Annotated in this window: 11 protein-coding genes; 4 read left to right on the top strand and 7 right to left on the bottom strand. The window is 71.2% G+C overall.

Annotation, left to right across the window (positions count from 1 at the left end):
- Nucleotides 1-18 precede the first annotated feature (18 nt).
- From ACIOHC_RS20885 to ACIOHC_RS20870, 4 genes are all read right to left on the bottom strand, one after another.
- Complete coding sequence (locus tag ACIOHC_RS20885) at nucleotides 19-939, bottom strand: sulfite exporter TauE/SafE family protein (protein ID WP_351080678.1); 921 nt, start codon at nucleotides 937-939, stop codon at nucleotides 19-21.
- On the bottom strand, nucleotides 936-1,520 hold the full coding sequence (locus ACIOHC_RS20880) for a rhodanese-like domain-containing protein (RefSeq protein WP_351080676.1): 585 nt from the start codon (nucleotides 1,518-1,520) through the stop codon (nucleotides 936-938). The genes ACIOHC_RS20885 and ACIOHC_RS20880 overlap by 4 nt, the downstream gene beginning before the upstream one ends.
- A gap of 116 nt (nucleotides 1,521-1,636) precedes the next feature.
- Complete coding sequence (locus ACIOHC_RS20875; RefSeq protein WP_351080674.1) at nucleotides 1,637-3,025, bottom strand: rhodanese-like domain-containing protein; 1,389 nt, start codon at nucleotides 3,023-3,025, stop codon at nucleotides 1,637-1,639.
- 95 nt (nucleotides 3,026-3,120) lie between these two features.
- Complete coding sequence (locus tag ACIOHC_RS20870) at nucleotides 3,121-3,447, bottom strand: rhodanese-like domain-containing protein (protein WP_351080672.1); 327 nt, start codon at nucleotides 3,445-3,447, stop codon at nucleotides 3,121-3,123.
- 169 nt (nucleotides 3,448-3,616) lie between these two features.
- On the opposite strand from ACIOHC_RS20870, the gene ACIOHC_RS20865 reads away from it, so the two are divergent.
- Nucleotides 3,617-4,885 carry an MFS transporter gene (locus tag ACIOHC_RS20865; protein WP_365692381.1) on the top strand — a complete coding sequence of 423 codons (1,269 nt, stop codon included), beginning with the start codon at nucleotides 3,617-3,619 and terminating at the stop codon, nucleotides 4,883-4,885.
- A gap of 648 nt (nucleotides 4,886-5,533) precedes the next feature.
- Here the strand turns inward: ACIOHC_RS20865 and ACIOHC_RS20860 are convergent.
- Nucleotides 5,534-7,765, bottom strand: a complete 2,232-nt coding sequence (locus tag ACIOHC_RS20860; protein WP_351080669.1) for a serine/threonine-protein kinase — start codon at nucleotides 7,763-7,765, stop codon at nucleotides 5,534-5,536.
- 909 nt (nucleotides 7,766-8,674) lie between these two features.
- Between ACIOHC_RS20860 and ACIOHC_RS20855 the strand changes: the two genes are divergently transcribed.
- A complete protein-coding gene (locus ACIOHC_RS20855) occupies nucleotides 8,675-9,772 on the top strand; it encodes a hypothetical protein (protein ID WP_351080667.1) in 1,098 nt (365 codons plus the stop codon).
- Between the two features lie 360 nt (nucleotides 9,773-10,132).
- Complete coding sequence (locus ACIOHC_RS20850; RefSeq protein WP_351080666.1) at nucleotides 10,133-10,777, top strand: protein-L-isoaspartate(D-aspartate) O-methyltransferase; 645 nt, start codon at nucleotides 10,133-10,135, stop codon at nucleotides 10,775-10,777.
- Between the two features lie 4 nt (nucleotides 10,778-10,781).
- Here the strand turns inward: ACIOHC_RS20850 and ACIOHC_RS20845 are convergent, their stop codons facing one another.
- Entirely contained in the window at nucleotides 10,782-11,234 is a 453-nt protein-coding gene (locus ACIOHC_RS20845) for a YbhB/YbcL family Raf kinase inhibitor-like protein (protein ID WP_351080664.1), read from the bottom strand.
- A 109-nt stretch (nucleotides 11,235-11,343) separates the two neighbouring features.
- Here ACIOHC_RS20845 and ACIOHC_RS20840 point away from each other — a divergent pair, with 109 nt between their 5' ends.
- A complete protein-coding gene (locus ACIOHC_RS20840) occupies nucleotides 11,344-11,904 on the top strand; it encodes a nucleoside-triphosphatase (RefSeq protein WP_351080662.1) in 561 nt (186 codons plus the stop codon).
- A 571-nt stretch (nucleotides 11,905-12,475) separates the two neighbouring features.
- Here the strand turns inward: ACIOHC_RS20840 and ACIOHC_RS20835 are convergent.
- Nucleotides 12,476-12,898: a secondary thiamine-phosphate synthase enzyme YjbQ gene (locus ACIOHC_RS20835; RefSeq protein ID WP_351080660.1), complete on the bottom strand. Its 423-nt coding sequence runs from the start codon at nucleotides 12,896-12,898 to the stop codon at nucleotides 12,476-12,478.
- Nucleotides 12,899-12,976: the final 78 nt, after the last annotated feature.

Genomic DNA, 12,976 nt, shown 5'->3' with positions numbered 1-12,976 from the left:
TACCCCAGGGGGTATACGTTACTTCTTTCCGCCCGTCTCGTGGTGTCCTGCCGCGGCAGCCGGACGCGTCCGGGACGTCTCGGCGGAGCGTCGGTGCGGTGCGCGTCCGGCCTGCCGTGTCCGTGTCGCGGCGGCAGCGAGAAGCGCGATGCCGAGTCCGGCCCACGTGACGGGGTGGGTCCGGATGGCGGTGCTGAGCTGCTGGGCGAGGACGAAGACGCCCATGACGACGACGAACCACCCGAAGGCCGTGCGCAGGGTGTCCTGCGGAATGCGACCGGCGAGGCGCGCGCCGAGGAGACTGCCGACGACGGCCGCCGCGGTGACGGCCAGGGCGAGGCCCCAGTCGATCTGCACGTCCGAGAGGTGTCCGGCCAGTCCGGCGAAGGATTTCATGGCGATGACGAGAAGCGAGGTGCCCACCGCGATGCTCATGGGCAGCCCACCGAGGATCGCGAGTGCGGGCACGACGAGGAAGCCACCACCGGAGCCCACCAGGCCCGTGACGGCGCCGACGACCAGACCCTCGACAGCGATGTGCTTCAGAGGGAGGTCACGGTGCCGGGGCTTCGGTTCGGCGCCTCTGCGCGGCTTGCGAAGCATCGCCACCGCCGTGGCGAGCATCATCAGGGCGAACGCGACGAGGAGAGCGGTACCGGGGACGTACTCGGCGACCCGGCCGCCGCCGTAGGCACCGGCCATGCTGAAGGCACCGAAGAGCAGGCCGGTCCTCCACCGCACCCGGTGGGCACGCGCATGGGGGATCAGGGCGACCACGCTGGTCACACCGACGACGAACAGAGAGGTGGCGATGGCCTCCTTGGTGCCCTGTCCGGCCAGGTAGACGAGGATCGGCACGGTCAGGATCGAGCCTCCGCCGCCGAGAACGCCGAGGCTGACTCCGACGAACAGCGACGCCGCGACGACCAGGACGGTCATGACGTGCCCCGCAGTTCCGTGATCACCTTGCGGATGTCGGTGCGCGGTCCGCGGTTGTAGGGGAGCTTGGACAACAGGACGCCCATGGCACAGGAGTTGCTCAGAGCCGCGTACGTCAGGCCGGCGCCGACCGCGGTTCCGACGAGGTGCGCGCCGGGAACGAAGAGGCCCACCACCCCGGTGGCGAGGACGATCGAGCCGGCGACGAGCCGGACCTGGCGCTCCATGTCCCAGCGGTCGGCGCCGCGGTTCGTGGGAGCGCCTGCCATCTCCCAGGCACTGATGCCGCCCTCCAGCACACGGAGGTTCGGCAGGCCGGCCTCGGCCAGAGCCTTCTCGGCCTGGGCGGCACGGGCCCCGGAGCGGCAGACCAGGACGATGTCCTCGTCGAGGTGGGCCAGCAGTTCGTTCCGGTGCTCACGCAGGGTGTCGAGGGGCACGTTGCAGGCGCCGGGGATGTGGACCGTGCGGAACTCACCGGACGTGCGCACGTCGAGGATGCGCGGCGCGCGTTCCTCCTGCACGAGGCGGTGCAGGACGGCGGGGGTGATCGAGGAGGTCCGGGCGGACTTCTCAGTCATGAGGGGCTCCGTTCGAAGAGTTCATATGCGTGGGTGGTGGTTGATGGCCCGAGCAACCGCCCTGGGCAGGGGTTTCCCCGCCCAGGGCACGCCGGGAGACTGCGGGAGCAGAGCGGTCAGACGTCGGCGGGTTCCGCCGACAGGGCCCAGGCGGAGTAGCCGCCGAGGATGTCGGAGACGTCCTCGAAGCCGCGCCGGCGCAGGAGGCTGGCCGCGATCGAGGAGCGGTGGCCACCGGCGCAGTGCAGGACGAGGGGGCGGTCGGCGGGGATCTCGTCCAGGCGCTCGGGCAGTTCGCTCAGGGCCATGTGCAGGGCGCCCTCGATGAAGCCGTTCGCGCTGCGCTCTCCGCAGGTTCGCACGTCGATGACGAGCGGAGGGTTCTCTCCTCGCAGGGCGGTGCGCAGTTGCGCGGCGGCCAGGCGGCTCGCGGGAGCGACCTCCCCGGTCAGCGCCTTGAGGGAGTCCTCGGGGTTGCGCAGGTAGCCCACCGCACGGTCGAAGCCGATACGGGCGAGGCGGGTGACGACTTCCTCCTCCCGGTTCTCCGGAGCCATGAGAATCAGCTCGTCGGCCGGATCGAGGACGGTGCCGGCCTGTTCCGCGAACCGGCCCTCGACGGGGACGTTGACCGCCCCACGCAGGTGGCCGTTGGCGAATTCCTGCGGGGAACGGGCGTCGACCACGACCACCCCCGCCCTGCGCAGTTCGGTGAATTCGGCCAAGGACAGCGGCCGTGGCGCCGCGGCCGAGTCGAACAGGAGACGGTCCTTGCGGTTGAGTTCCGCGTCGAAGGCGAAGTAGCCGGGCGCGGCGGACTGGCCGGCGGTGACGAGTGCGACGAAGTCCTCACGGCTCATCGGCACGCACGCGTAGTTGGTGGCGCGCTGCTCCCCGATGGTGGACTGCTTCTCGGTGGAGAGGTTCTTGCCGCAGGAGGAGCCGGCGCCGTGGGCGGGAAAGACCCGGACCGCGTCGGGCAGTGCCATCAGTTTGTTCTGGACACTGTCGTGGAGCATCGCACCGAGTTCGTCGGCGGTCACGCCCACGGAAGCGAGCAGATCGGGGCGGCCGACGTCGCCGATGAACAAGGCGTCGCCGGTCAGCACCCCGTACGGAACCGTGTCATCGGCGTGCTCGTACACGAGGACGCTGATCGACTCGGGCGTGTGCCCCGGGGTCTCCATGATCTGCAGGGTGACATCGCCGAGGGAGACACGTTCGCCGTCGGCGAGCTTGCGGATGGGGTACTCGGTCTCGGCACGGCGGCCGTAGCCGATCCAGGCGCCGGTGCGGTCGGCCATCTCCAGGTGCCCGGCGACGAAGTCGGCGTGGAAGTGGGTGTTGATGACGCCCACGACGGTGAATCCGTGCGCCCGGGCGTCGGCCAGGTACTCCGAGACGTCTCTGCGTGGGTCGACGACCACGGCCTGGCCGGTCGTCTCGTCGGCGATCATGTACGACGCCTGCGACAGGCAGTCGAGGTAGTACTGGGTGAAGAGCACGGTGGAACCTCCGTCGGGGGACGCGCACCCGGCCGGGTGCGGAGTGTTGGCCGAAGGCGCGACAGCGCCTTCCGAATGGGTCCGGGGTCGAGGCTTCAGGCCGACTCGGCGGCCGCAGCGCCGTGGTCGAGGGAGTGACCTGCCCGTACCCCTGCGGCGGTGCCGCCCGCGACCGGGACGGCGCCCGCACCGAGAGCCTCGACGTGCTCGGTGGCCCGGCGGCTGCGGCTGCCGCTCGCGCAGATCACGGAGACGCTCCGGTCCCCGGGCAGAGCACTCACGACGGCGCCGAGCGCGGACGGCGGCGCGGGGTGCGCGCCGGGCACATGGCCGGCCCGGTACTCGTCGGGCTCCGGGACATCGATCACGAACGCGCCGTTCGCAAGCTCCGCAGCGAAGACGATCAGATCCACTTCACGCATGAAGATCTCCTGCTCTCGGATACCCCCATAGGTATTGATTGCTCCGACCGTAGGCAGTCCGGCAGCGGAAAGTCAAATACCCCTGGGGGTATTCTGGCTCACACGAAAAAATACCCATAGGGGTATTCTGGCCTGCGGGTTTTCTGATCCTGATCGGAATGGAGGAGCGATGGAACAGCGGACCGGCGCGGTCTCGCCCACACCTGGGGTGCGGCTGGGCCTCCGGGAGAACTGGGCTCAGTTCACTCTGCTGGTGATCGTCACAGCCGGCGTCGGTTCACTCGTCGGCCTGGAGCGCACCACGGTTCCACTCATCGGCACCGATGTCTTCGGGCTGACGAGCAATCTGGCCGTCTTCTCCTTCATCGTCGCCTTCGGCCTCGCCAAAGCCCTCACCAACCTCGCGGCAGGCGCCCTCACGGCCCGCTTCCGACGTCGGCAGATCCTCCTGGCAGGGTGGCTCGTCGGCGTTCCGGTGCCCTTCGTCCTGGCGTGGGGCCCGTCCTGGTGGTGGATCCTGACCGCGAACGTCCTGCTGGGCGTCAACCAGGGCATGACGTGGTCGATGACCGTGAATATGAAGATCGACCTCGTGGGGCCGGCGCGCCGGGGTCTGGCCACCGGACTCAACGAGGCCGCCGGTTACGTCGCGGTCGGGACGACGGCGCTGCTCACCGGCTACCTGGCAGCCTCCTACGGCCTGCGGCCGGCCCCCGAGGCGATCGGCATCCTCTTCGTCGCTGCCGGACTCGGTCTCTCGCTCCTGGTGCGGGACACCAGCGCCCATGTCGCCCTCGAACTGTCCCGGACGCCGCCCGCCCGGACCCCCGAGGAACGGAACCCCTCATTCGCAGCAGTGTTCGCGCGCACATCGTGGCGCGACCGCTCCCTGCGCGGCGCGAGCCAGGCCGGCCTCGTGAACAACCTCAACGACGGCCTCACCTGGGGCGTCTTCCCGCTGCTCTTCGCCGACCACGGGCTCGGCATCGCCGCCATCGGCCTGATCAAGGGGCTCTATCCGCTCCTGTGGGGCATGGGGCAGATACCCGCCGGCCACCTGGTGGACCGGATCGGTCGCAAACCTCTCATCGTCACGGGCATGCTCGTCCAAGCCGGCGGCCTCCTCACCGCTTTGGCGATCCTCGACCGTCCGCTCCTCGCGGGTGTCCTCTCCGCCGTAGCCCTCGGGATCGGCACCGCGATGGTCTACCCGGCGCTCATCGCGTCCGTCTCCGACCACGCCCACCCCGCCTGGCGGGCGAACGCGCTGGGCACCTACCGATTCTGGCGCGACCTCGGTTACGCGGCCGGAGCCCTCGCCGCGGGCATCCTCGCCGACGCACTCGGCCTGCGGACGACCGTCCTCACCGCCGCCGCCCTCACCGCGTCGTCCGGCCTGCTCGCCGCGCGCTGGATCACGGAACGACCGGGCCGGTGACACCCGCGGCGCAGCCTGAGACGGCGAGCGAGCGCGGGACTCCTGCGCAGCCGGTCCCGTCGCCGACGTGGCACACCGGAACGCCGCATCGGGTCCACCGTCGCCCCACGGGCCACACCTTCGAGCAGGAGCCCGCCGCGGACCCGACCGTCATGGTCGGACGCCAGAGCCGTCGGGGCCGCACCGGCAACGGCAGCGAGCACCGCTCACCGTCCGCCCGAGGGCACGGCCGGCCCCGCGGACGGGAACGTCCTCCTCACCGGGCCCCGCCGACAGGTACGTGACGTACGGGTCCCGGGCCGCCGCATGCACCTGGGACTCGCCACTTGCGTGGACTTCCACCAGAACCGGCCACAGCTCTGACTCATCGTCAGGCGCACTCGGTCCCAGGGTCATTCTCCGGTGATGCGCTGGTCCCGCCCTGCCGTGAAGGCGGCGTCCGGTGATTGGCCGAGCACGGCCCCCGAGCACCGTGCCGCAACCGTCGTCCCGACCTCATTCCGACTGCACGTTGATGTTGATGCAGCGGGATCGCCGCCTGCCCTACGGGTGCGTCGCGCTCGCACAGGACGCGACCTCGCTGCGCAAGCGACCGAGTGCGCCGCTGAAGTGTCCGCACGGCGAGGAAGGCGACCGGTTCCGCCGGGATCAGCCCGACTTCGGCGGCATCCGCGCGTCGAAGGCGAAGAGAGTGTTCTTGGCCGCGGCCACGATCACCGCACGCCCCGCGACGGTCACGCGCGGGCTTGCGCCCTGCTCCCCCGTCAAACCATCGGCCTGCGGATCCGTTGCCCACAGAGGTTTGCCATCGTGCGGCGACAGCGCGACCACCCGGCCGGTGGCCGAGCTGAAATACAGCGCGTCGGTTCCCGCCACGGGACCCGACGCGCCCTCCACGCCCGTCTGCCGGAACCAATTCGTCCGGCCGGTCGCGGGGTCGAGCGCCGTGACGAGACCGGTCTGGCTGCTCACGTAGAGGGTGCCGTCCGTCATTCCCGGCGTCCCCGAGTATGTCTCGGCCAGTCGGGAGTACGTGACCTTCCGCGAGGCCGGGTGGACCCGCGCCACCCCGTCGTAGCCGGCCAGGGCCGTTCCCTCCATGTGCACCTGAAGGAGTACGAGCCTGCCGTTGGCGACGCCCATCGGCACGGCGGGGCCGTTGACCGCGATGGGCCTGCCCAGTGTCCCCGAAGCGCGGTCGACCGGGTACAGGGTGGGGTGGCGCACCTCCAGGGCATCCACCTCCGCATCCGTCGCGCACATCGCGAAGAGCTGCGTGCCCACCGGGACGGGAGCGCACTGTGTGCCCACGGGGAACGGCGTCTTCCAGGCAACCGCACCGCTGTGCGCGTCCCGGGCCTCGAAGCGGGAGTTGGAAGCGTCGACCGTCACAACCGCGGAACCGACCACAAGGGCGTCCTGAGTCCGACCCGTGACAGCCTTCGACTGGGCGCCGGACGGCACGGACCACAGCTCCCGGCCATTGTTCGCGTCGATGGCCACCACCTCACTGCGAGGGTCCTGCGGGGCGTCCTGGGCGGCGAATCGGTAACCGAGCACCGTGTCGTCGGTGGCGCCCACCAGATGCATGCCCTGGACGGGGACGCCCGGACTCTTCGCCGTCCACACCCGCGAGCCGTCCGAGGCCCTGATACGGGTCGCGACAACACCGCCGCCCCCGCAGAACAGCGCGTCGCCGCGTGCGACGCAACGCAGTTCGTCGGGGATGTCCTCGCGACCGCCCGGCACAGTCCTGCGCCATGGCCCGAAGCCGTCCGGAAGTGCGGCACCCGGCGCCGCGACGCTGTTGCCCTTGTGTCCGCCGCTGTTCCCCCCGAAGCCGCCCGCCTTCAGCGTGGCGACTCCCCCACCGATCGCTGCCACCGCGACCGCGGCCGCGAGTACGGGGCGCCATCGGCGACGCAGACGGCGGCCGATGGGTGTGCCAGTGCTCCCTGTGTCGGGACCGGCCGGGGCAGTCGGCGCCGGGGTGGCCCGCATCGCGAAGTGATGCTGGGTGATCATGTCGCGGGTGCGGCCCGCGCCAACCCCCTTCGCGTCGGTCCCGCCGAGGTCGGCAGGCAGGTCCCGCAGCAGCACGAGGAGTTCGTCCGCCGAGGGGCGTCCCTCGGGCTCCTTGGCCAGGCACGACTCGACGACCGCGCGCAAGGCCACCGGCACGGCGTCCAGCAACGGCTCCTCGTGCACCACTTGATACGCCGTCATGTAGGGGCTGTCCGCGTCGAAGGGTCCGTGGCCCGTCGCCGCGTACACCAGCAGCGTCCCCAGCGAGAAGACATCGGACCGCGGACCCACACCACGCGGCGCCTGCAACTGCTCCGGCGACATGAAGGGCGGCGTACCGATGACCCGCCCTGTCATCGTCAGCGTCTGCTGGTCCACGGCACGCGAGATGCCGAAGTCGATGACGCGCGGGCCCTCGGGCGAGAGCACGACGTTCGAGGGCTTCAGGTCACGGTGGACGACCCCCGCCCGGTGGATGTCGCGCAGCGCCTCCGCCAGCCCGATGGCGAGCCTTCTCAGCTCCGCTCCGTTCAGCGGGCCTTCCGTCGCGATGCGCTGGGCGAGCGTGTGCCCCTCGATATAGGTCGTCGCCATCCACGGCTGCTCGGCCTCAGGGGCGGCGTCGACCACGGCGGCGGTGAACGCGCCGCTCACCCGCCTCGCCGCCGCCACCTCCTGCCGGAAACGGATGCGGAACTCGTCGTCCCCCGCGAACTGCTGGTGGATCAGTTTGATCGCGACAGGTCGCCCCGAGCTCGTACGGGCCAGAAAGACCGTGCCCATGCCCCCCGAGCCGAGTCGCGCCTCAAGCGGATAACCGCCGATCTCGGCTGGATCACCTCCGCGCAGCGACACTCTTCCCGACCTCCCGTCCCCCGTGCACCTCTGCCGCCACGGGCCTGCGTACCTGTCCTGCACACAAACTAGCCGCAGGGCAGTACGGCAGAGCAAAGCGGGTGACGAACAGTGAGCCCAGGGCTGCTCCCGTGCCACCCACGACGAAGCCCCGCCAAGAGGAGCAGGGCGGGCTTGGTCGTGTCGTGGAACACCGCACGGTACGGCCCATCACCACACGCCCCCGGATCAAGATCCGGGCCATTGCCGGACCATCGCCGCACCACATGGCTCGGAAGCCGCCGACCTGGCCGGCCAGCAGGGCAATGCCCCGCGCACCACGAGCGGACGAAGAGCCTGCCGGCCGCCATCGCCCACCATTCTGCATCCACACGCGCTGCTCATTCGATGCGGCCGGAGTTCGCCTCCGCAGTCCCACCGGGGCGACCGGCCAACCAATGAAACTCGGCCGCACCTGACGGTCCGTATTGCTGATGTTCGCATCCATCGGCCTCCGTCAAGACAGCCCCGACCCTACCGACAGGCCCGCCGCAGCCCCAATGGGTGATCCATGGCAACGATCGGAGGCTGCGGTCCCGGGGTCGGAGGCCGCTGGGTGTTCAGGTGGTCGCCGGGGCGGATGGAGCGCTGGCAGGTCATGGCGCCGTGGCCGAGCACCAGGTACTCGCGGGACGGGATGGGCCCGGGCCGCCATCGCCGCCACTGCTCAGCGCCCTGTTGTCCCTGCCCGCGGCCTGGCGGTGCTGGACGGCCTGGTCACCGCCACCATGCTCACGATGGGCCCGCTGCTGCCGGCCGGCGCCCGTCCGCCCCGCGTTCCGCACCGCTTTGCGCTGGTCGGGCTCCATCGGCCCCCGGGGCGCGCATCATCGAAGGAGGGGAGACGGAGACCATCGACGAGGAGTGGCGATGAGGTTGTCGTTTCTTGAACCCCTCTACGCGGAGCCGGGCCCGTTCGCCTCCGTGTACGTGGATACCTCCCGAGACGTCGAGCATCCCGAGCGGGCGATCGCGCTGCGCTGGCGGCGGCTGCGCGAGAGTCTGTCCCGTCAGGGTTCGGACCGGGCGCTGCTGAACGTACTGGAGGAGGCGGTCGGTGCCGACACAGAGGTGCCCGGGGTGCACGGTCAGGCCATCTTCGCCGCCCACGGCACACTCGTCCTGGACGGGGAACTGCCCAGGCCGCCCGAACGCGACTCCGCGCGCTACAGCACCCTGCCGGACGCGATGCCCCTGGTCACCCAGCACGTTCCGGAGATCCCCTACATGGCCGTAGTCGTCCACTACGGCGGCCTTCCGACCGCCGAGACCCACGGCTGGGTGACTCTGGAGGCAGAGACCGGCACCTGGCCCGCGTCCACCGTCACCCCGGGTGAGCGGCTCCACCGCAGGGTCGCGGTGGCGACCTGGCACCGCACCTCCCTCCGGCTCGGCCACCGGCTGGACGAACGGGCGCGGCGCGCCCATGCCGACGCCGTCGTCGTGGGCGGGGACGAGTGGGCGTGCAACGTACTGATCCGCCGCCTGCCGCACTCCCTGCGGGACAGGGTCGTACGCGTGGGCGGCCGGACCCCCACCGACACCGGACGCGCCCTGCTGGAGCCGCAGCTCGACGGCGTCTTCCGCGGCCGCATGGCCGCGCACGACCGGGAACTCGTGGACATCTTCATCGGTCGGCGTGCCCTGGAGGGACCCATGACGGAGGGGCTGGCCGCGACCGTCGCCGCCCTCCAGCGCGGCCAGGTCGCGGCACTGCTGCTGAACCGGCCGCCAGGTTCTTCGCTGCGGCTCTGGGCGGGCTCGCAGCCCACTCAGCTCGCCCTGACCGAGGCGGAGCTGATGTCCTTCGGCGTTCGGGCCCCGCGCGAGGAACGCGCCGACGAGGCCCTCGTCCGGGCCCTCGTCGGCACCGGTGCCGAGCTGGTCGTCGTACCGGAGAACGAGCTGAGGCTGTACGAGGGCGTGGGCGCCCTGCTGCGGTACACGGACCCGGGGACCCCGTCCTGACTCCGGCGCGCCGCGTCTCCCGGTTCACGGGTCGCCCCTTGCGCCCGACCGTCCCGGATCGCGCCGCGCGCGGAACGTGCCGACACTGGGCTGGAGCGGCAGTGCGGCGGATGAACGGCGGGTCGGGCGCATGGACAGGAGCAGGTGCGGCGCGGAGGAGACGGACGTCTTGATCACCCCGCCCAAGACCTGGACGGTAGCGTTGCCGGCGTCGGCCGACGCGCTGGGGTACTCCCTGGAACAGACGACGGTCCGCCGCCCGGTGGCTCGATCAGCAGGGCCGGCTCACCGAGCCGACGGCCGAGCGGCCCGGCTCGGACCACTACGAACCCATCGGCTGTGACGCGGCCCCGCGGTCCGATGCCCCATGAAGGGACCTCCGAGGACCTGGTCCGCGCGGCCCGCGCCGTGGGCGTGACCGACGACCGTCTCCTGGAGGCCGTACGGAGCGTCCCCCGGGCGGAATTCGTCCCCGCGGACGAGGTGGCATCCGCGTACCGGGACACGCCTGTGCCGCTCCCCCACGGGCAGGTGACCACCCAGCCCTCGCTGATCGCCATGATGGTCGCCGCTCTCGGCCTCACCGGAGGCGAACGGGTCCTGGAGGTCGGGACCGGATACGGCTGGCAGACCGCGCTGCCGGCCCGCTTGGCCGCGTACGTTGTCAGCGTCGAGCGCCGGCCCGACCTGGTCGACGAGGCCCGCTTGCGGCTGGCCGGGCAGGGCGTCCGCAATGCCGAAGTCGTACTCGGCGACGGGACCCTCGGAATGCCGGCCCGTGCCCCGTACGACGCCGTCATCGTCTGCGCGGCCTTCCCGCGAGTGCCTGAGCCGCTCGTGGACCAGCTCCGGTCCGGTGGCCGGCCCGTCCAGCCGATCGGGCATGGTGGGCAGGAGCACGTCCAGCTGTACGAGCGGCGGGCCCGCGGCCTGGTGCACCGCAGGATGGTCACCGCGGCCCGGTTCGTCCGGCTGTACGGCGCCCATGGCTACGACCAGCACTGACGCGTCAGCGCTGATAGGTCCCGACCAGGGTGCCGGAGGCCAGCTCCCTGCCCTTCAGGGCACGGTGCACGTCCTCGGCGCCCGGGTGGTCGTGCAGCGGCAGTGGCTCGGACAGGGCGTACAGGCGGAAGAAGTAGCGGTGCGGCCCGTGCCCCGGTGGAGGCATCGGCCCTCCCCAGCCGACGCGGCCGAAGCCATTGGGCCACGGAAGGCCCCCCTGGGGCTTCTGGCCCTCCGCCGCCCCGGCGGTCCTCGGATCGATGCCGGTCACCAGCCAGTGCAGGAAGGTCGCCCCCGGCGCGTCCGGGTCCTCGCACAGGAGCACCAGCTCCATGGCCTCGTGGGGCACCCCCGACCAGGTCAGGGGCGGTGAGATGTTCTCACCCTCCCCGCTGTACCGACGGGGGATCACCGTTCTGTCGTCGAACGCGGTGCTGCTGAGTTCAATTCCGCTCATGCGCGCCGCCATACCCGCAACGGCGGCACCGGCACCGGTCCGCGCCCCGAATCCCCCGTTCGGCCGAGCCCACCCGGGCCGCTTCCGGAAGCGGGGTGAAGATGGCAGTGTGCCCACAAGGATCCTGCTCGAAGGCCGCCCCGGCGCGGGCAAGACGACCGCCCTCCGCCGACTGGCCGCGCTGCTGCCCACTGACGCGGCCACCGGCTTCACCACGGAGGAGATCCGGCAATCAGGCGCCCGCGTCGGTTTCGCCCTGGAGACCCTGGCAGGCCGGCGGGAGGTGCTCGCCCATGTCGACCTGCCCGGTCCGCCACGGGTAGGAAAGTACGGCGTCGACCTGGGCGTCATGGAAGGACTGGCACTGACGTCGCTTCGGCCGGCAGCGACCGAGGAGACAACAGGGCGGCTGGTCCTCATCGACGAGCTGGGGCGGATGGAACTGGCGTGCACGGAGTTCCGGCACGCGGTCGGCGCGCTGTTCGTCGCAGAGGTCGACGTCGTCGCAACGGTCCACACGCACCGCGATCCGTTCACCGACACCCTCAAGCGGCGCGCCGACATCGAGGTCGTCCGGCTCACTCCGGCGAACCGGGACGACCTGCCGGGAGAGCTCGCGGCCCGACTGCAGCAGCCCCGGACGCACGGGAGGCCTCCCTCTCACGGATGAGAGAACCGCCTCCGCCCCCTCCTCGGTCGTGCGGATCACGGTGGCCCGGTACTCGGCGACGCGCTCGGCGAAGAGGGCTGCGGGATCGTTTCCGGCGTGGCTGCTCCGGTAGTCGCGGGGGGACGGGGACGCCAGGACGGACCTCCTCGTCCCAGCGGTGGCCCGCGCCGGCACCGCCGCGGCGCTCGCCCGCGCCACCACCCCTGACGAGAGCCTGCACTTCCTGCTGTGCTCGTACATCGAATTCGACTTCCAGCACAGCCACTTGATCGATCTGCTCATCGGCGGACCCGACCAGCTGCCGGAGAGGGGACGCAAGGCGTCGAAGCAGGCACAGCGCGACTGCCTCGCCCTCCGGCTCCGCGTCCTCGACGAGGTCGAGCCGGGCCTCGACACGGCCGGGGCCGAGATCACCCTGTGCGCGGTCCTCACCGTGGTCGACCACGCGGTCCGCAGCGGCTGCCTGGGCCGGCCCCGGACCTCGCGGACCGGCCGGCGGAGATCGGCTCGGCACTGCTCCTGTCACGCCGACTGCCACGTGGCACGGCCGGATATCGCGCCTGCCGTGCCGCTACCCGAGGAACGACAGCCGGACCTGACGCTCCGGATTATCCCTGTTCGTATCGACCAGGCACACCGACTGCCACGTCCCCAGTTCCAGCCTGCCCCCGATCACCGGCAGTGTCGCGTGCGGTGGGACGAGGGCGGGAAGTACGTGGTCGCGGCCGTGACCGGGGGTGCCGTGACGGTGCTGCCAGCGCTCGTCGGCGGGGAGCAGGGTGTGGAGGGTGGCCAGCAGGTCTTCGTCGCTGCCCGATCCGATTTCGAGGAGGGCGATGCCGGCGGTTGCGTGCGGTACGAAGATGTTGAGCAGACCGTCCCTGGCGGCGGCGGTCCGGGCGAGGAACTGCTCGCAGTCGTGCGTGAGGTCGGTGACGGTCTCCGTCGCTCCGGTGGTGATGTGCAGGACGCTCGTCGTGAAGGCGTGGGGCATGGGTCCATCCTCTCGCTCTGGCGGCGAGATCGCGCGTCCACGTGCCGAGACACCATTGACCGCTTCAGTCATGGATCG

This window comes from Streptomyces sp. NPDC088252 (genome assembly GCF_044740965.1).
In the GTDB taxonomy this organism is placed as follows: Bacteria; Actinomycetota; Actinomycetes; order Streptomycetales; family Streptomycetaceae; genus Streptomyces.
This window is presented reverse-complemented; position numbering and strand designations above follow the sequence as displayed.

Excerpts from the sequence above, each read along its gene's own strand:
- ACIOHC_RS20845 (WP_351080664.1), bottom strand. The coding sequence starts at position 11,234 with ATGAGCGGAATTGAACTCAGCAGCACCGCGTTCGACGACAGAACGGTG.
- ACIOHC_RS20850 (WP_351080666.1), top strand. The coding sequence starts at position 10,133 with ATGCCCCATGAAGGGACCTCCGAGGACCTGGTCCGCGCGGCCCGCGCC.
- ACIOHC_RS20865 (WP_365692381.1), top strand. The coding sequence starts at position 3,617 with ATGGAACAGCGGACCGGCGCGGTCTCGCCCACACCTGGGGTGCGGCTG.
- ACIOHC_RS20870 (WP_351080672.1), bottom strand. The coding sequence starts at position 3,447 with ATGCGTGAAGTGGATCTGATCGTCTTCGCTGCGGAGCTTGCGAACGGC.
- ACIOHC_RS20885 (WP_351080678.1), bottom strand. The coding sequence starts at position 939 with ATGACCGTCCTGGTCGTCGCGGCGTCGCTGTTCGTCGGAGTCAGCCTC.
- ACIOHC_RS20880 (WP_351080676.1), bottom strand. The coding sequence starts at position 1,520 with ATGACTGAGAAGTCCGCCCGGACCTCCTCGATCACCCCCGCCGTCCTG.
- ACIOHC_RS20835 (WP_351080660.1), bottom strand. The coding sequence starts at position 12,898 with ATGCCCCACGCCTTCACGACGAGCGTCCTGCACATCACCACCGGAGCG.
- ACIOHC_RS20855 (WP_351080667.1), top strand. The coding sequence starts at position 8,675 with ATGAGGTTGTCGTTTCTTGAACCCCTCTACGCGGAGCCGGGCCCGTTC.